Genomic DNA, 17733 nt, shown 5'->3' with positions numbered 1-17733 from the left:
ATGCCGGATGCCCTGTACGGCACAGACCAGCCCGGCCAGTTCACCGCGCTCCACGCGGAAATAGCCCGGCACTACACGGGAAAAGTCGTCGCCCACGGCCCCACACCTCTCGGTGTGGATTGGTCCTGCATGCCAACGCAGCATCTGCGCTTTGTCCAGTTGCTCAAGGTCCGCGAGGCGACGTCTCCTTGCACCATCAACGACCTGGGTTGCGGGTACGGCGCGCTTCTCTCTTTCATCGGGCAAAGATTTCCGGGCCAGGACATTGACTACCTGGGAATTGACATCTCGCAGGCCATGGTCGATGCGGCCCGCCGGCAATGGGATGGCCGTGAGGGAGCACGGTTCGAAACGGCAAGCGAATTCGACCGTGTTGCGGACTACACGGTCGCAAGCGGAATATTCAACGTCAAACTCGATCAGCCCGAAGACGCCTGGATCGCTCACATTCAGGCGACTCTGACTCACATGCGTGCGGTCAGTCGCCTGGGCTATGCCGTCAACTTCCTGACGCAGCAACCGTCAACGAGCCGCGGCGAGCGTGAAATCTACCGCGCAGACCCCGGTCTCTGGCGAAGTTTCTGTGAAGACGTCCTGGGTTCACAGGTGATCATCCTGTCGGACTACGGCATGCGCGAACATACATTGATCGCCCGGATGTATCAGGCTTCTGAAGGCCCTCAATCTGCCGCCAGCTGATTCAACTGTGCCCGCTCGCCGGCAAGTTGCGGCTCGAGCAATCGGGCGCCGGTCAGGGAAACAAGGGCCTGCGCCTGATCCAGCAGTTCACGAGCCTCATCCAGTTTTTGCGCCCCATGGCATCGGACCAGCGCGCGGGCCCAGACGATCAAGGCACGGCACTCGGCGATGCGATGGCTGCGTTGCCGCGACGTGGTCACCGCACTGCGGGCGTCCAGGATCGCCTGTGGATAGGCCCCCGCCCTGTCACGACACTCGGCAAGCCCCGCCAGTATCTCGGCTTCGAACTCAACGGCAACACGCGAACTACGGATCAGGTCCAGTGCTTCCAGGAATTTCGAAGCGGCTTGATCAAAATCACCAGCGGCAGAGGTTGCCAAACCAGAGGCCCAGAGGCTGACCGTCCGGGTGTAGGCGTTCTGGCTGATCTGGGCAATGGCTGAAATGTTGTCTGCCTGCTCGCGGGCCAGTGGGACGTCCCCCACACCCAATGCAAGCTCCAGTCGCAAACAGTGCGCCACCTGCCGGATGACCGGGTCGTGGGCTGGAATAATGGAGTCTGCCAGGGACCGCAAACAGGTTGCGGCTTCGTCGAACCGGGCCATGCGAATCAGTAATCTCACGCGGATGCCAAGAATCCACTGCTTGAGATCGAATCCAAAAAACTCCCGATCAAGACGGTCAACAGCCATCACCCCTTTCAGGGCAACGTCATTGGCAACTAGACCTTCCTCGAGCCGTCCGGCCCAGGAATAGGCATGGCTCAGCGCGGCATTCATAGACGCTGCCCGCCCCGAGTCACCCAGGGACGGGGCAATGGCAATGGCTTTTTCAATGTTGCGCACATAGTCGTCCGCCGGGCCTCCATTTCCCTGAAGGATCCGCCCTTCGGCAAGGTAGAGCAACTGGATCAACCGGCTGTCCACATCCGTGGCGAGCTCAACGGTCTCTTCAACAATTTGCTGAACCTCGTCGGCGCTCAGACCTTCCCGCCAGCCCAGGTAGACAAACCCGCTACCGATCCTGACCCGCAGCCGGTCGATCTCGGCGGAGCGAGGCTGGTCAAGAAGAAGGGCGCGGGCCTTGCGCCAATGGCGCATGGCTTGGGTGGAGTTGGTCGCGCCCAGCCATTGGGCGGCCTTGGCCTCATGGTGGGCGGCATGGACCACTTGCCCTGCGGCCTCGTAGTGATAGGCGATCAGCGCTGCAAATTCATCGGGTCTGGCGCGATAGTGGGTCTCCATGGCCACGGCCACGGCCGCGTGAAGATTGGCTCGCCGCGCCTTGAGCTGCGTCCCGTAGGCCACCTCCTGGATCAGCGGATGCCGGAACGCAAAGTGCCTCCCGCCGGTGATCTCACGCAGAAGTTGCAAAAGCTCAGCCTCGCACAGCCCGTTCAGCTCGCTCTCAAGCTGGTCCGCGAGATAGACCGCCACCTTCTCCAGCACCGGTAGCGGTATTTCCTTGCCGATGACGGCGCAGATATGCAGCAGCGTCTTCTGGCTCAACACCAGTCGATCAATCCGTTCCCCGATCACCGCCTGGACCGTGGGCGGCAGAGCCCTGGCAATCAGGTCGAGGCTTGGACTGGCGCCGCTATCGACCCCCGCGAGTACCTCGCTCTCGAGGAGGGCATGCACCAGCTCTTCTGCAAAAAAAGGATTGCCCGCCGATCTTTCGACGATGAGTCCAAACGCATCTTTCAATTCGACACGCGTGCTCAGGAGTTCCTGAACTAGTGCTTCGGTTTCCTCGGCACTGAGCTGTGGCAGATTCATCTGGTGAAAATGCGGCAGCGACAACCATGGCGCCTGGTATTCCGGCCGATAGTTCAGCACCAACAGGATGCGAGCCCGTTCGACCGCGTCCACCAGCACGGAGACGAACTCTTCACTGGCCTCATCCAGCCAATGAAGGTCTTCGAAAATGATGACGAATGCATCGGTGCCTCCATGCTTGACCAGTTCGCGTACCAGGTTGAGCAACCTGACCCGCCGCGCTTTGGGTTGCAGGGAGCACGGCGGATCTTCAGGTTCGGCAATGCCCAGGAATTCGTTGAACAGCGCACAATCATCGTGCGTCGCAACCCCCGTTCCCAGGAGTTGTCTGGCGATGCGCCCCTTGGCTGCCGCGACGTCATCGGTTGCCGCAATCTGGAAAAAGCAGGTGCGCAGCAAGGTCAGCACGGGCTGCAAAGGCGTCGCGTGCCCATACAGCTGCGTGCGAACCTCGTAGACCGGCACTCCACGGCCTCGACACCAGGACGCAAACTCCTGGCAAAGGCGACTTTTGCCCGTTCCCGGTGCAGCCGAAAGACCAATGGCCGCCCCCAGACCCGTTTCAGCGCGGCGCAGCGAATCCTGCAAGGTAGCAAGCTCGCGTTTGCGCCCACGGAAAGTGGAAGCGGCCGCCTGATGCAGGCGTACCCCGTCCAGACCATCCTTCATGCGCAGCAAGGCATGAACCTCGATAGGCTCGCCGATCCCCTTCAAGGTGTGGGCCCCCATCGAACGAACGTCACAGGCCTGTCGTACCAGAGCAAGGCACGCCGATGTGATGCAGACGCCTCCCGGCTCGGCCAATGCAACCACCCGGCTCGCCAGGTGGATGGCCTGCCCGTGCACGCCGCCGCCGATGGTGGCATCCGTCGACTGCGGGTCCGAAGCAACCTGCCCCGAATGCAGACCGACCCGGATGGCCAGCCCCCCTTCATGGTCGCGGAACGCTCTTTGCATTCCCAGCGCGGCCTCGCATGCCAGGCTGGCATGCCCCTCCAGTGCGCGCGGGACACCAAATACGGCCATCACGCCGTCTCCCAGCGTGCGGATCACGGTCCCGCCAAAGGACTCGATGGCGCCACACATGGTCGCCACGGCAGGCCTCAAGTGCGACATGGCCTGCTCGGGGTCCATCCCCGAAATGTGTTCCGTGGAACTCACGATGTCAGCAAACAGGATCGTCGCGAGTTTGAGTTCACCCCAGGCCGCCAGGGGCGGAGGTGCAGCCTGGTGAGGAGTGGCTCGCTCAATCGGAGCACCACAGCCGCCGCAGAATCTGGCTGCCGGCCCGGATGCGTATCCACACGCCGCGCAAACTTGCGACAGCGCCCCGCCGCAGCTCTCGCAGAAGCGGTTGGATGCCGGGTTGAGGGCGCTACAGGTTTGGCAGTGCATGGCGGAACGCGGGTCGGTGTGTTTTTCAGTTCATCACGTTGACGCGTTGCCAGGCGGCCTTCACAGCGCGATGGGCGCGCGAGTTTCTCCCGTGAACGTTGGCCGCGACCTCCACCGTGGCATGAGCAGCGTCAAGGAAGGTCGCACGCGATCGCAATCTGTCAAAGCCCTGAAACCAGACCGGCCCCAGGGTTTCCCAGGACTTTCCGCCCAACTCGGCAGCGGCCGAGTAGAAGGCAAAATTTGCCACCCCGGATCCCTTGTGCGGATCATCTGTTGCCTTGAAGCGCCTGAAATCACGAATCTGATCGTCACTCGCCCACGTCTCATGCTTGTTGCCCGGATCCTTCAGGGACCGGATCGCCCGGCCCGCATGAGGCGCCAAGACATCCTCCCCCAGCAGCCAGTCCGCGGCATCGACCGCTTGGCCCAGATGCCATTGCTTGACCATGCTGGCGCAAACATCCGAAAAGGACTCATTCAGGGCGCCGGCTTCACCTTTCAGTGAAGGGGGTTGGCCCGCCATCTGCACGACACCCAGGCCGCCCCTGATCAGATGCTGGCTGACGCCGTGCGAGAGTTCGTGCGCGATGATGCCCAGCGAGCCCGCCAGATTCGAGACATGGTGACCGTCTCCATCCCCAACGATCATTTGCTCCCCCGTCCATAGGGCATTGGCAAAGCCAAACCCGTAGTGAACGGTGGCATCAATGCGCATGCCCCTGCCATCGACCGAATTCCGCCCCAGGACAGTTTCAAAGAACCGCAGCGCGATGCCGATATTGTCATACGCCTGATTCGCGGATTGATCAGCCGTGGAAGACACCTCTTCACCGCGCAGCAACTTACCAGGCAGGAACGTTTGACCTTGCGCATCAAAGACCTGCCGGTGCAACTTTTTTTGCCCCGGCTGCGATGCGGGTGCGCGCCTGGCGCTCGTCGCGGCGCGCCGGGCCCGCAATTCTGTCGAATGATGCAAGTGATTGACAAGGGCCCGCTTCTGATCGCCTTCTGACCTGTCGGCCAGATGCGCAAGCAATTTCTTCGGCACTGCAAAACATACACAGCCGTATCTCGCACTCATCGTTCCCCTCCGTTGGTCACCAACAGAAGGATACAGCGTCAGCCCACTCAGGGACTTACCAACGCGCAGGAAGCTTTTTCAGAAGGGTGATCCGCTTGACGCCAAGCGCGATATACCCCCCCTTTTCAAGGTCCTTGAGCAGGCGGCTGACCATCTCGCGCGACGCGCCCACGCGGCTGGCAATGGCCTGGTGGGTGATTTGCCGCAGTTCAATCGGGGCCTCGGCGCTGCCAGGGCCTTCGTAGCTCTCCAGCGTGGCCACCACCCGGCCATAGACATCCAGAAGCGCCATGTTGCGGGCCGTTTCCGTGGCCGAGCGGGCCCGGCGGATCACCTGGGCAACCAGGTCCAGGGCAAACTCTGGCTCGTCGGCAAGGTGGTCGCGCACGGCAGCGCGGGTGACGACGGAGCAAATGCACGGTTCCAGCGTCATGACCGACGCCGACCTCGGCCCCCCGTCCAGAGACATCTCGCCAAAATAATCGCCCGCGGCGATGGTGCCGTATGTGATTTCCCGTCCGTCTTCGTCCGTGGCGAAGACCTTGACGTTACCCTGAAGCAGGACAAAAAGGGATTCGCCCTCGTCGCCCTCATTGATAATGACGCTGCTCTTCTTGTAATTGCGAATCATGCCCCGCAGCGCCAGCGCGCGTAGCGACGGGCTCAGGGCGGCAATCAGTTTTTCGTGAGTCGCAGATAGGCTGGGGGCGTTCATGGCAAAGTTTCCCGACGACGCACACTCTAGCATGTCGGGAAAACAAGGCATCGCCCCGGGTTCTCAGGCCCGGATTGCCCGGAAAATCAATGCATCTGCTCGTACCTGAGCGCCGGCGCCACGGGTGGCAACACGGCCACCCGGTTCATCAGTTCCCGAACCCCGCTGGATCGGGTTTTGGCGCAAAGGCTGCGGACATGGCTGCGCACCGTGGAGACGGCCACGTTCATCTGCCTGGCAATTTCCGGGGCTGAGTAACCGTGGCACAGAATTCCGAGCACGTGTTCCTCGGTGCTGGTCAGGCCATGGCTACGGGCAAAAAAGCAAAGCATCAGCGACTCGCAAACGGAAGCCCTTGAAAAAAGCAGCGCCGCGCGCACCGGCGGGGCACCCGCCTCCCCTTTGAGCGGCAGCACCGCCAGCGTCAAACTGGCCGCTTCGGCACCACCCAGTGTGATCAGGCTGCGCTTGCCTTCAGCCACCTTGCCCAAGGCGTCCTGCAACACCCTGGTGTCATCGTCCCCCAGTGTTTGAAGCTGGCTTTCGGCTCCGCTGACTCCCAGCACCCGGAAGCGGCCCAGTTCATGCCGCGCGGCCTGATTGGCATGAAGCAGTTGGCCTTGAAGATTGGTCACCAGCACACCGTAGGCCAATTCGTCCATCAACAAGGCCAGGCCAGAGCCCAAGCCGTCTTTTCCGTCCAGCGTGAGGCCGCTGTCCGCAAAACTGTTGTTCAGAAGCGCTTCCATCGTCCACCCCAACCTTGTTATTCGTGTTGTAAGCGTAAGAAACCAGGTTGCTGCTGAGTGGTGAATATGGCCCGCGTTTTTGTGAAAAAAATTACAAAGCCAGGAGCCCCCCCCGAGCCTGAAGCCCAAGTGCTCCCTCAGGACCAGTCCGAAAGCGCGACCCGGGTCTGGGCCAGCAGCGTCTGCAGACTTGCGATCTGCCGTGCGGCGTCTGCCCCAAGCCCGGATTTGGAGCCCGCCTCCAACGCGGCGCAGACGGCCTGCAGACCAATGGCGCCGATGTTGCTCGCGGCCCCTTTCAGGGCGTGCGCCGCGCGCGAAAGCGCCTCCGCATCCCCCGCCGCGAAAGCCTCCTCAATGGCCCGCACCCGGCGGGGCGCGTCGGCCAGAAACAGGCCCACCACCTCCCGGGTCATGCTGTGAGTGGCGTCGTCAAACTCCCGGAACTCGTTGAGGCGCCCAAAATCCATCAATTCCTCGATCCGCAGGGAGCTGTCGGCTGGGCCGGGGGCTGCCGGAGACTGCGACTCGGCGGGATTGATCGCACGGCCCTCCAGCCATTTCTCCAGGGTCTGCGCCAGCGCGGCCACCTGCAATGGCTTGGTCAGATAGTCCTGCATGCCCGCGGCTTCGCAGCGTTCGCGGTCTTCCGCCGAAGCCGCCGCCGTCAGGGCAATGATGGGAGGGGCCTTGGCGCCCCACGCTGCGAGAATCTGACGCGTGGCCTGCAGGCCATCGACGTCGGGCATGTTGACGTCCATGAGGACAACGCCAAATGGCCTGCCGTGCATCATGGCGTGGGCCACTGCCTCAACGGCCTCACGGCCATCGACGGCGGTGTGGATCTCGTAACCCAGCTTCAGCAGCATGGCGCAGGCCACCTTGAGGTTGACCGCGTTGTCATCGGCCACCAGAACGGTGACATGCTTCTTGACGTCGGTCACGACCGTGCCTGCCCCGGCATGGGTCATGTGATCGGAAGAAATGCAACGCGCAATGGTGTCAAACAGCTGTGATTGCCGGGCGGGCTTCAGCAGTCTGGCGTCAAACAGCTCGGCGTTTTCGTCGCCCGCCGGCATGAAGCCCGAGCTCAGCAACAGCAACGGAATGTCCCGCCACCCGGGGTGCGCCTTGATGGCCCTCGCCAGGGTCACGCCATCCATCTCGGGCATGTGCATGTCGGTAATGATGACGTCCGGAAGGCGTTGCCCCGCTTCCGGGCCCAGCTTGTCCACCTGCTCGAGCCATTGCAGCGCCTGGGCGCCCGAGTCGGCGCTGGACACCTCCATGCCCCACATTTCAAGCTGGCGCGTGAGGATGCGGATGTTGGTGGCATGGTCATCCACAATCAATGCCCGGTTGGCATTCAGCAGGCCGCCACCCATGGGGCCAAATGCCGGCGCAATCGCCTCGGTCACGGGCACGGTCACGGTGAACCAGAACACGGAGCCCTTGCCGACTTCACTTTCGACGCCCATCTCGCCGCCCATCAGGGTCACCAGCCGCTTGCAGATGGCCAACCCGAGGCCCGTTCCCCCGTATTTTCGCGTGGTGGATGCATCCACCTGGGTAAACGCCTCAAAGAGGGAGCCCAGACGCTCCGGGGGGATGCCGATCCCGCTGTCGATCACGCGGAACTCGAGGACCACGGCTGAGCCATCCGAAAGCTCGCGCAGCGTGCGTGCCTGCACCGTCACCTCCCCGCTGGCCGTGAATTTCACGGCGTTGTTGATCAGGTTGATCAACACCTGGCGCAGCCGTGTGACATCGCCCAGGATCGCGGGCGGAACGCCCCCCGCGGACGGCTCCGGGATGTCAATGATCAGTTCCAGGCCCTTCTCGCGGGCCCGCGGCGCCGCGATGTCACAGGCCTCTTCGGCCACGCTGCGCACGCCCACAGGTTCGGACTCGAGTTCGAGCTTGCCCGACTCGATTTTCGAGAAATCCAGAATGTCGTTGATAACGGCCAGCAACTGGTCACTGGACAGCCGAATGGTCTGCAGATAGTCGCGCTGCTCGGCGGTCAGCGGGGTCTCGACCAGCAGGGTGCTCATGCCCACCACGCCGTTCAGCGGGGTGCGAATCTCGTGGCTCATGGTGGCCAGAAACGCGGCCTTGGCCTGCGCGGCCGCCAGAGCCTCCTCCCGCGAGGCCTCGAGCTCCGCCGTGCGCTGTGCCACCCGGGACTCCAGGTTTTCATTGGCATGCTGCAGCGCCTGCGCGTCGGACTTGACCTGGTCCCGATAGCTGCGCAGTTGTTCGGCGCTGTCATGCAGCACGGTCGACAACTGCCTGATTTCGCGGATGCGGGTCTTCTGGTCGATGACCGGAACTTCGCCACGCCCCAGTTGCTCGGCGGCCCGGCTCAGACCGCCCAGCCTGCGGCCCAGCCCCCGTGCAACCAGAACCGCCGCGATGGCGGCCAGTCCCACCAGCACCGCCATCAGTTCCAGGGAAACCTGCAAGGCCTGGCGGATCTGCGCCGTGAAATCGCTCTGCGGCGCGGCCACCACCAACGTCCAGCGTAGGCCCAGCGCTTCACCAAAAGGCTGTTGGACCATCAACAGCGTCTTCCCGTCCAGGGGCAGCCGCTGCAGACTTGTGTCGCTGGCCACCGTGTCCGCGCGGCGGTTGGCCCACATGGACTCCAGCGCGGCAAATGAACTGCGAATGACGGGGTTGGCGCTATCGCGCGGACTGCGCAGCTCGAAATGGCCTTCCGTGCCACGGAAAAGTGCGTCGCCGGCCGAACTCGCGATCAGGGCGCCCTTTTCATCGACGACGAACGCAGCGCCGTGCGAACTGATGCGCTGCGTGCGCAAGACATCGGCCAGGGGTTGAAGGTAGAGATCGGCCGCGAAGACACCAGCGGCACCGCCATCCGCGTCATAGACGGGCTGCGAGAGCGTGACCATCAGCTGGCGGCGCGCGGGGGCCACCTGCACTGGTGAAAAAACCCGGTCCTTGGCGACCATGGCCGCCATGTACCAGCCACGGGTTCGGGGCTCGAAGTTGAGGGCCTCCACGCCCCCGGGTTGCTGGCGGTCTCCCGGCTGACGCGCGACAAAGAATCGGCGCCCGCGCCCTTCGGGGTCACGGATGCCGACCTTGACTCCCTCTGCCATCCGCTCGACGCCAAAAAACTCTCCGCGCTGATTGCCAAAGTACAGGGCCGGCACAGCCTCTGACTGGCGCGTCAGCGCGAACGCCATCGACTCGAACTGGCTGGGATTGCGAAGCCAGCCGCGGGCCTGGGCCTGCTGGGTCGGGCTCAGGCGTTCATCGAACAGGCCGTTCAGGACCCGGTGCGCCTGCCGCAGATGATCCTCGGTGCCGGACCGGACCAGCGCCGCCACGTGGGTCAGGATGGTTCCCGCCAGGTCCTCCACCGCGCGGTCGCTGGACCGGCCCATCAGCCACGCCACCGCCAGGGCCGGCACCAGCGCAAGAAGCACCAGGCTGGCGCCCAGGATCTTGCGCAGCGACAGCAGTCGCATCAGGCGACCCCGCAAGTCACAGGGCCAGCGCGACCAGTTCGGCGGCGTCCATGGGGGTAGACCGGCCCGGCAGCTCGATGAGCGCGCGCCGGTCAATCCTGACCGCGCCGGTGACACTGCGCAGGGTCGTGACGCTGGCGCTGATGGCCCAGCCCAGGGCACGCGTTTCCTTTTGGAGCAACATGGTGGCGCTCACAACGTCGCCGACAGGCAGTGTCTGCGCCGAGGTGCCGTGAAGGGGGTCTTGCAGCACGGTCAGCGTCACCGGCCCGCTGTGCAGCGCCACGTTGACCTCGAATCTCGGAAGATTCCGCCCCGGGTACTGGGCCTGCAGATACTGGCGAATGGCATGCGCCGATTCCACCAGCCCCAGGGCGGCGCGGGCGGCTCGCAGGCCGTGGTTGACGGACTTGGTATCGGCGCTGTCCACAAACACTGCCAGCAGCCCCTCCCCGATGAACTGCATGTGGCGCGCACCAAACAGGTGAACCGTATCGCCCGCGCTGCCATAGAACTTCTTGACGAGTTCGGTCAGTTCCGCGCTGCTGAGCTTCTCGGCCACGGTGGCGTAGTTGGGAATGTCCACGAACAGAACCGTGGCATGGTCGAATTTGTCGTCGCTCTCGCTGCCGTCGCCGGTGGGCCAGCGCTCACTGAGTTCCTTGGCGAGCCGTTGCTCGTAGAGCTTGGCGAGGTTGTGTTTCTGGTCTTCCAGCGCCGCCTGGACAGCGGCACCGACGGCCATGTCCTGCAAGGTGGCCTGCATGACGCGCTTGTTGAGCTGCGCCGTGACGGCTTCCCTCAGCTCACCGGGGCGAAAGGGCTTGGTGATGTAATCGTCCGCTCCGGTGGTCATGCCAATACGCATGTGCGCACGCTCCTGCAGCGAGGTCAGCAGGATCACCGGCGTATTGGCCAGCGCGGCGTTCTGACGAACCGCGGCCAGCATCTGGAAGCCATTCATTTCGGGCATCTGGACGTCGCTGATGACGAGGTCAGGCCGGTGCTCCTCGACCAGCGTCAGTCCCTGCGCGCCATTCTCGGCTGTCAGCACGTCGTAGCCATCTTTCTTCAGCACCGAGGCAACAAGCATCCGCGTGCCGGCATCGTCTTCCATGACGATGATCATGGGCATGTGTGTATCCTTTTGTTAGCCCTCAGGCCCAGAATTCAGCAGACGGAAGGCCGTCTGCCCGCTCATGCGGGGACTATCTCACAGGGCGCTGATTTTCGCCAGTGACGCCCGCATGACCTCGCCGTGAAACGCAAGCTGTACATGGGCCACACCGGGAACCAGCCGGTTGTCGGCGCCAGGGAGGGTGGCGGTCGATGTCGGGAACACGATGTTGTCGCAGTTGGAGTACCAGCAGGTGAAGCGCGCATGCAACCCGGCGCTGCCGTGTTCGCCCAGCGCATCCAGCCAGGGGTTGACCAGCCGCATCTGCTGTCCGTTGCGCCCGTGGCCGAAGCGCCCCAGCCAGGTGCCCCGGTGCGGCGTGCCAATGGTGATGACATGGTGCACGCGACCGGCACCGTTCATGTCACGCAGCCAGGCGCGGGCAGCCAGGCCGCCCATGCTGTGGCATACCAGCACTGGCGGCTGCCCGGTGGCGCGCGTGACGCGGGCAACAGCCTCCTCAATGATCGGCACGTAATCGTCAATGGAGCCGAAGACCGGCTCCAGATTGACCGCCACGAAGGCGTGATCATGCGATGCAAGCCACCTGAGCCAGGGGGTCCACAGGCCGCGATTGCAGAAAAACCCGTGAATCAACACCACCCCGCGCGCGCCCGGCGCGCAAGCGGCCGGATCCAGCAGATCAGGCACGGCGTCAGCGCGAAACGGCTGGCGCCAGGCAAAAACCCGGGGCGCAGTGACGACCTCGCCCACCCAGGCCTTGAACAGTTGCCCCCAACCGGGCCGGGGCACCGGATCGCCGAGATTCACAAAACGCAGCGCCACGAACTCGAATGCCAGGACAACGGCATACCCCAGCAAGAGGGTGAGGCATCCGACCCAGGCCAGGACGGGGGTATCGACAAACCACGCGAGCCAGCCAACCGCAAGGCCCAGCAGCCCCAGGGTGATGCTCTGTTGAATTCGCGCCAGCATGCCTGCGTTGCGCCTCAGGCCAGCGCCACACCACGCCCGGTGAGGCGGCGCACCAGGCCCTGCGCCAACCGGTTGACAATGCCGTAGATCGACAATTGTGGGTTGGCACCGATGCTGGTCGGGAACAGCGAGCCGTCGTGAATGGACAGGTTGTCTATGTGCCAGTGAACACCGTCGGGGCGGGCAACGCCCCGGCGCTCATCACCGGCCATGCCGCAGCCTCCCATGACATGCGCGCTGACAAACTTGGTGAGCAGCGGCTTCATGGGCAAGGCGGCCAGTGCTTCGCGTGCCTGGGCCCAGCTGGGGTAAGGGTGCGCCAGCTCATGCACCGGCAAGACCTGGCGCGCGCCCGCGGCAAACTGGATTTCGGCCATGCTGAGCAGCGCCCTTCGGGCGCCATCCATGATGAAGTCGGTCAGCGGGTAGTCCAGCGACGCAGATCCGTCGCCTCGCAGTTTCACATGGCCACCAGCGGCCTGCTCATGAAAGCCGTCGCGCAGCAAGGCCAGCAGGACGTGGGTGTGGGGAAACTGGCTCAACAGATCGGCCTGTTCGCGGCCATAACCCGTCACGGTCGAAGCAAAAATCACGGGATGCAGCGGCGGTGCTTCGAGCTTGTAGCCGATGGGCCCGTCAATGGGCTGGGTTTCCAGAAAATGGTCGGTGTAAATGGATTGGGGGGCGCCCTGCCAGCCCTCCACCTGCCTGGGCATCACGGCGGCAGACATCACCACCGGATGGAGAAAGGTTCTCTTGCCCAGCCGCCCGTGCGGGTCGGGCGCTTCGGAGCGCAGGAGCACACCCGGGGAGTTGATGGCGCCGGCGGCGACGACATAGTGTTTTGCTACTATTTTTATAGCGCCCTGTGGCCGCCGGACAAGGACTCCATTGGGTTTTGCCTCCCAACACTGCAGGGAGGCGACCTTCCCATTGGCAAACTCGAACTTTTCGGCCCGGGTTTCCACCAGCAGCGTGGCCCCACCATCCAGCGCGGCCGGAATCGTGGTGACCAGCATGGACTGCTTGGCGTTGGTCGGGCAACCCATGCCGCAGGACCCCAGGTTCCAGCAGCCCTTGACGTTGCGCGCGATCGCCGCCGCACCAATGCCCAGTCTGGCCGCGCCGCGGCGCAGCAGGTCGTTGTTCTCGTTGGGCGGGGTCAGCCAGGAGCTGATGTTCAGGCGCTGTTCCGCCTGGAGAAAGTAGGGGGCCAGCGCATCATCGTGGTAGTCCGCGAGCCCAAACTCGTCACGCCAGTACTTGAGCGTGCCAGGCGGTGTGCGGAACGAGCTGGTCCAGTTCACCGTGGTGGAGCCGCCCACGCACCGCCCCTGCAGGATGTTGATCGCCTTGTCCTCGGTCTTGCGCGCGGCACTTTCCTGGTAGAGCGATGGGTAGGCCACCGCTTCCTGCTGGTTGAAGTCTGTGCTGCTGCGCAACGGGCCTTCCTCCACCAGCACCACGTCCAGCCCCGCCTTGACCAGCAATTCGGCGGTGATGCCGGCGCCGGCGCCGGATCCGATGATGGCGACATCACAGGTGATGCGCTGCGGCAGGGGGCCGTGCGGCCCGCCCAGTACTTTCCAGCCGCGTTTCAAACCGTCGCGGATCGGGTCTTGCAAACTGCTCATCGGTAAGGGAACGCCTTGTGTCAGATCTTGAGGGGACCGGGATAGCCCAGTTGCACCCAGGTGCTCGCATCGGAGAAGTAGGCGCCGCCAACAATGTCGTGCAGCGCATGGTAGGCCTGCTGGCGCAAGGCTATTCCAGAAACGCGCATGGTTTGCAACGCCTGCTGGATCTGTGCCTCGTCGGCATCGGGCCAGTCGGCCGACAGGCCGGCCAGGCCCAGGCGGCCAGCCGCTGTGTCAAGGACCGCCAGCAGCTGCGACAGCTCTGCCTGCGCGTGGGCCGGCAACGCGGCCACCAGGCCGTTGACGCGGTCGATCAGGCCCGTGAGCGCAAGCGCCCGCGCACCAGCCTCGGTCGGCAAGCTGCCATCGAGGATGGAACGGCCCACTGCGCGGAAGATTTCACGCCCTCCGGCACTGAGTTGACTGCCGTCGATACCGGCACGCGAGCGCACAAGGACCCCGCCCGCCACGGCCAGCAACGCGGCGGACACAGCTCCCAACTTCAGCAGGCTTCTTCTTTGCATGGAATGACTATCGCATGCAAGGGCGGCGGCGGCGTAGGGCGCCCTGCCTAGATAGACTCGGGGTTTGTATGGAAGCAGCCCAGAGAATCCGCCATGCGGTGCAGCAGGTTTCGACGCTGCGGGTGGAGTGTGACCGCGCGCCAGCGCTGGCCGCGGCGGTCAGGGAGGTCAAGGGCCTTCAGGCCCGGCGATTTGGTGGAAGTTACGCCGACATGCTCAGCGGGGGAGAACACGCGGCCGCGGCCCGCTTCTTTCTCGATGAGCTGTACAGCGACAAGGATTACGCGGAGCGCGACGCCCAGTTTTCCCGGATCGCAGGCGCCATGCAGACTTTCTTTCCGGCTCAGGTGGTGCAAACCGCTGTCGCACTGGCAGAGCTGCACGCGCTGACCGAGGAACTGGACCATCGCATGGGCTGCGCCTGGCTGGCCGCCGCCCAGCCGGGTGACCCGCCGGCCCGCCGCTATGTCCAGGCATGGCGCGAGGTGGGCCGGCGTGACGATCGCGACCGCCAGTTGGTCACCGTGCTGGGCATTGGCAACGAGATGGCCAGACTGACCCGCACGCCGGGGTTGGGATTGATGCTGCGGATGATGCGGGGCCCGGCCTCGGCGGCGGGTCTGGATTCATTGCAGCGATTTCTCGAGGCTGGTTTTGAGACGTTTGCACGCATGGCCCGCCGCCGGGAAAGCGCCAAGGCCTTTCTTGCCATCATCGAGGAACGCGAACGCCAGCTGATCGAGATGTTGTTTGATGCCTCGCCTGTCGCTTGCGAGACCCGACTGCAGCATCTCCTAGGACTTGCCCGGTAGCCGCAACACCCCCACTACTTTGACAATCGGGCCAAGAAGGAGTTTTCATGGAAAAGATCTGGCTCAACAGCTACCCCGCGGGCGTACCGCATGACATCAACCCGGAGCAATACCGCTCCCTCACCCACCTTCTGGAAGAGTCCTTCAGAAAGAACGCGTCGAGCCCGTTTTCCGTGTGCATGGATCGGTGGATGTCCTATGGGGAGCTGGACGATCTTTCGAGCGCTCTGGGCGTCTGGTTGCAGGGTCTGGGCCTGGAACCCGGAGCCCGCGTCGCGATCATGTTGCCCAATATCCCGCAGTTCGCCGTGACCATGGCGGGCATTCTGAGGGCCGGCTACACCTGCGTAAACGTCAACCCCCTCTACACCGCCCGTGAACTCGAGCACCAGCTGCGAGACTCTGGCGCCACAACCATTGTCATTCTGGAGAATTTCGCCAGCACGCTCGAAGAAGTCATCGACAAAACCCCCATCAAGCATGTCGTGGTTGCCTCGATGGGGGATCTGCTGGGATTCTGGTTTGGCACCTGGATCACATTTGCGGTCAGGCATCTTGCCAAGATGGTGCCGGCCTACCGGCTGCCCCTCACGGGGGGAAGAACTGTCACGCCCTTCAATCGGGCCATTGCAGACGGCACCGCGGGGCAGCTCAAGCCGAGCCAGGCCACGCTGGATTCCACGGCGTTTCTGCAATACACAGGCGGGACCACGGGACTGTCCAAGGGGGCGGTGCTAACCCACCGGAACATCGTCGCCGCCATCCTGCAGGCAGAGGCCTGGTTCACGCCGGCATTGAAACGTGTGGGCGACGTGAGCAAGACCAACAGCATCGCCGCGCTGCCCCTGTATCACATCTTTGCCCTGACGCTGAGCCTGCTGGCGATTCGCTGGGGCTCGCATCTGACCCTGATTCCCAACCCCAGGGACTTCGGGAAATTCATCGAAGTGCTGAAAAAGCGCCCGTTTCACATGCTGCCGGCGGTCAACACGCTGTTCAATGCCCTGCTGCAGCATCCGCAGTTCAAATCCATCGACTTTTCGGGTCTGTGCGTGTCACAGGCCGGAGGCATGGCGGCTTCCGAGGGCACGGCCCGCCATTGGCAGGAGGTGACCGGGTGCCCCATGGTGGAAGGCTGGGGCATGAGTGAAACCTGCGCCATCGGGACCAACAACCCGGTGACCAGCAAGGAGTTCAGTGGAACCATTGGCCTGCCCTTGCCAGGCATTCAGATCGCGATCAAGGACGATGACGGCAATTCCGTGCCGCAAGGGGAGCCCGGGGAAATCTGCATCCTGGGCCCCAACGTCATGACCGGGTACTACAACCAGCCTGAGGAAAACGCCAAGGCCTTCACAGCCGACGGTTTCATGCGCACCGGCGACATCGGGGTCATGGACGAGCGGGGCTACACCCGCATCGTTGACCGCAAGAAAGACATGATCCTGGTGAGCGGGTTCAATGTGTTCCCCAACGAACTGGAAAACGTCATCTCCATGTGCCCGGGCGTCGTGGAGTGCGCAGCCATCGGCATTGCCGACGACAAGCAGGGCGAAGCAATCAAGGTTTTTGTCGTAAAGAACGACCCCATGCTGACCGAAGACGATGTTGCCAAGTACTGCAGGCAGAATCTGACGGGATACAAGGTCCCTAAATATGTCGAGTTCCGCGATGACCTGCCGAAGACCAACGTGGGCAAGATTCTCCGCCGCGAGTTGCGTGCGGGCAAATAGCGAGGTGTTCGGCACCCGAGTGCCTCGTTCTGGAGCCGGGTCATGAATTCTCCCGGCGATCTGCCTCGGGGGGTCAGCGTGCTGGAGCGCGGTTGGCTGTCCGCCAACAACATCGTGTTCCGCGGAAGCGTGACAGCGGTGGTGGACACGGGCTACTGGACTCACCAGGAGCAGACCCTCGCGTTGATCGACCAAGAGCTCGATGGAGCTCCTCTCGCTTTACTGGCCAATACCCATTTGCACAGTGATCACTGCGGGGGCAATGCGGCGCTGCAGGCGCGATACCCCCGCATGAAGACCTTGATTCCGCCCGGACTCAGCGCGCAGGTTCGTGACTGGGACCCCGATGCGCTGACTTACGCGCCTACGGGTCAATTCTGCCCCCGGTTCCGGTTCGATGGACTGCTCGAGAGCGGGCAGGAAGTCCTTCTGGGTGATCTGCGCTGGCAGATTCACAGTGCGCCAGGACATGATCCGAATTCCATCATTCTCTTCGAACCAGTTACGCGCACGCTGATCTCGGCGGACGCGCTGTGGGGCAATGGTTTCGGTGTTGTTTTTCAGGAACTGGAGGGGGTCGAGGCATTCGACGAGGTTGCCGCCACGCTGGACCTCATCGAATCACTGGAGCCACTGACCGTCATTCCCGGGCATGGCCCTGTCTTCATCGATGTTGCCGCATCGTTGGGTCGCGCCCGGCAACGTCTTGCACGATTCCAGAAGGATCCTGAAGCGCATGCGCGGCACGCTGCCAAAGTCCTTCTGAAGTTCAAGCTGCTCGAGGCGGGACAAATGAAGTTTGAAGACCTGGCGGAATGGGCCACGCTGACGCGCTACTTCCAGTTGGTGCATGCACGCCACTTCACAGACAGCAGCCCGAACGAATGGATAAGGCGACTGGTGTCGGAACTGGTTCAAGGAGGGGCGGCGCACCATCATGACGGCGTTGTTTCCAACTGAACGGGCTACACAAATCCGGCGCCGCAAAGAGAAAAGC

13 protein-coding genes are annotated in these 17733 nt (G+C 63.4%); 4 read left to right on the top strand and 9 right to left on the bottom strand.

The window, feature by feature from the left end:
* Positions 1–699, top strand: a complete 699-nt coding sequence (locus tag KF796_05340) for a class I SAM-dependent methyltransferase (protein MBX3586044.1) — start codon at positions 1–3, stop codon at positions 697–699.
* On the opposite strand, the gene KF796_05335 is transcribed toward KF796_05340, so the two are convergent.
* From KF796_05335 to KF796_05295, 9 genes are all read right to left on the bottom strand, one after another.
* Positions 681–3872: an AAA family ATPase gene (locus tag KF796_05335; GenBank protein ID MBX3586043.1), complete on the bottom strand. Its 3192-nt coding sequence runs from the start codon at positions 3870–3872 to the stop codon at positions 681–683. The genes KF796_05340 and KF796_05335 overlap by 19 nt on opposite strands.
* A gap of 25 nt (positions 3873–3897) precedes the next feature.
* Complete coding sequence (locus KF796_05330; GenBank protein MBX3586042.1) at positions 3898–4956, bottom strand: M4 family metallopeptidase; 1059 nt, start codon at positions 4954–4956, stop codon at positions 3898–3900.
* Positions 4957–5011: 55 nt separating this feature from the next.
* Positions 5012–5671 carry a Crp/Fnr family transcriptional regulator gene (locus tag KF796_05325; GenBank protein ID MBX3586041.1) on the bottom strand — a complete coding sequence of 220 codons (660 nt, stop codon included), beginning with the start codon at positions 5669–5671 and terminating at the stop codon, positions 5012–5014.
* A gap of 86 nt (positions 5672–5757) precedes the next feature.
* The gene (locus KF796_05320) at positions 5758–6420 is read right to left on the bottom strand and encodes a helix-turn-helix transcriptional regulator (GenBank protein MBX3586040.1); all 663 of its coding nucleotides are present in this window, start codon (positions 6418–6420) and stop codon (positions 5758–5760) included.
* A 137-nt stretch (positions 6421–6557) separates the two neighbouring features.
* Positions 6558–9917, bottom strand: a complete 3360-nt coding sequence (locus tag KF796_05315; GenBank protein MBX3586039.1) for a response regulator — start codon at positions 9915–9917, stop codon at positions 6558–6560.
* A gap of 16 nt (positions 9918–9933) precedes the next feature.
* Entirely contained in the window at positions 9934–11052 is a 1119-nt protein-coding gene (locus KF796_05310; GenBank protein ID MBX3586038.1) for a response regulator, read from the bottom strand.
* 78 nt (positions 11053–11130) lie between these two features.
* Positions 11131–12030, bottom strand: a complete 900-nt coding sequence (locus tag KF796_05305; protein ID MBX3586037.1) for an alpha/beta fold hydrolase — start codon at positions 12028–12030, stop codon at positions 11131–11133.
* A 14-nt stretch (positions 12031–12044) separates the two neighbouring features.
* The gene (locus KF796_05300) at positions 12045–13664 is read right to left on the bottom strand and encodes a GMC family oxidoreductase (protein MBX3586036.1); all 1620 of its coding nucleotides are present in this window, start codon (positions 13662–13664) and stop codon (positions 12045–12047) included.
* 20 nt (positions 13665–13684) lie between these two features.
* Entirely contained in the window at positions 13685–14191 is a 507-nt protein-coding gene (locus KF796_05295; GenBank protein ID MBX3586035.1) for a hypothetical protein, read from the bottom strand.
* 68 nt (positions 14192–14259) lie between these two features.
* Here KF796_05295 and KF796_05290 point away from each other — a divergent pair, with 68 nt between their 5' ends.
* From KF796_05290 to KF796_05280, 3 genes are read left to right on the top strand one after another with little or no spacing between them, the layout of a single operon-like run.
* A complete protein-coding gene (locus tag KF796_05290) occupies positions 14260–15003 on the top strand; it encodes a hypothetical protein (protein ID MBX3586034.1) in 744 nt (247 codons plus the stop codon).
* A gap of 47 nt (positions 15004–15050) precedes the next feature.
* Positions 15051–16736, top strand: a complete 1686-nt coding sequence (locus KF796_05285) for an AMP-binding protein (protein MBX3586033.1) — start codon at positions 15051–15053, stop codon at positions 16734–16736.
* Between the two features lie 42 nt (positions 16737–16778).
* Positions 16779–17696: an MBL fold metallo-hydrolase gene (locus KF796_05280; GenBank protein MBX3586032.1), complete on the top strand. Its 918-nt coding sequence runs from the start codon at positions 16779–16781 to the stop codon at positions 17694–17696.
* Positions 17697–17733: the final 37 nt, after the last annotated feature.

The sequence above is a fragment of the Ramlibacter sp. genome, assembly GCA_019635435.1.
GTDB lineage: Bacteria > Pseudomonadota > Gammaproteobacteria > Burkholderiales > Burkholderiaceae_C > JAHBZM01.
This window is presented reverse-complemented; position numbering and strand designations above follow the sequence as displayed.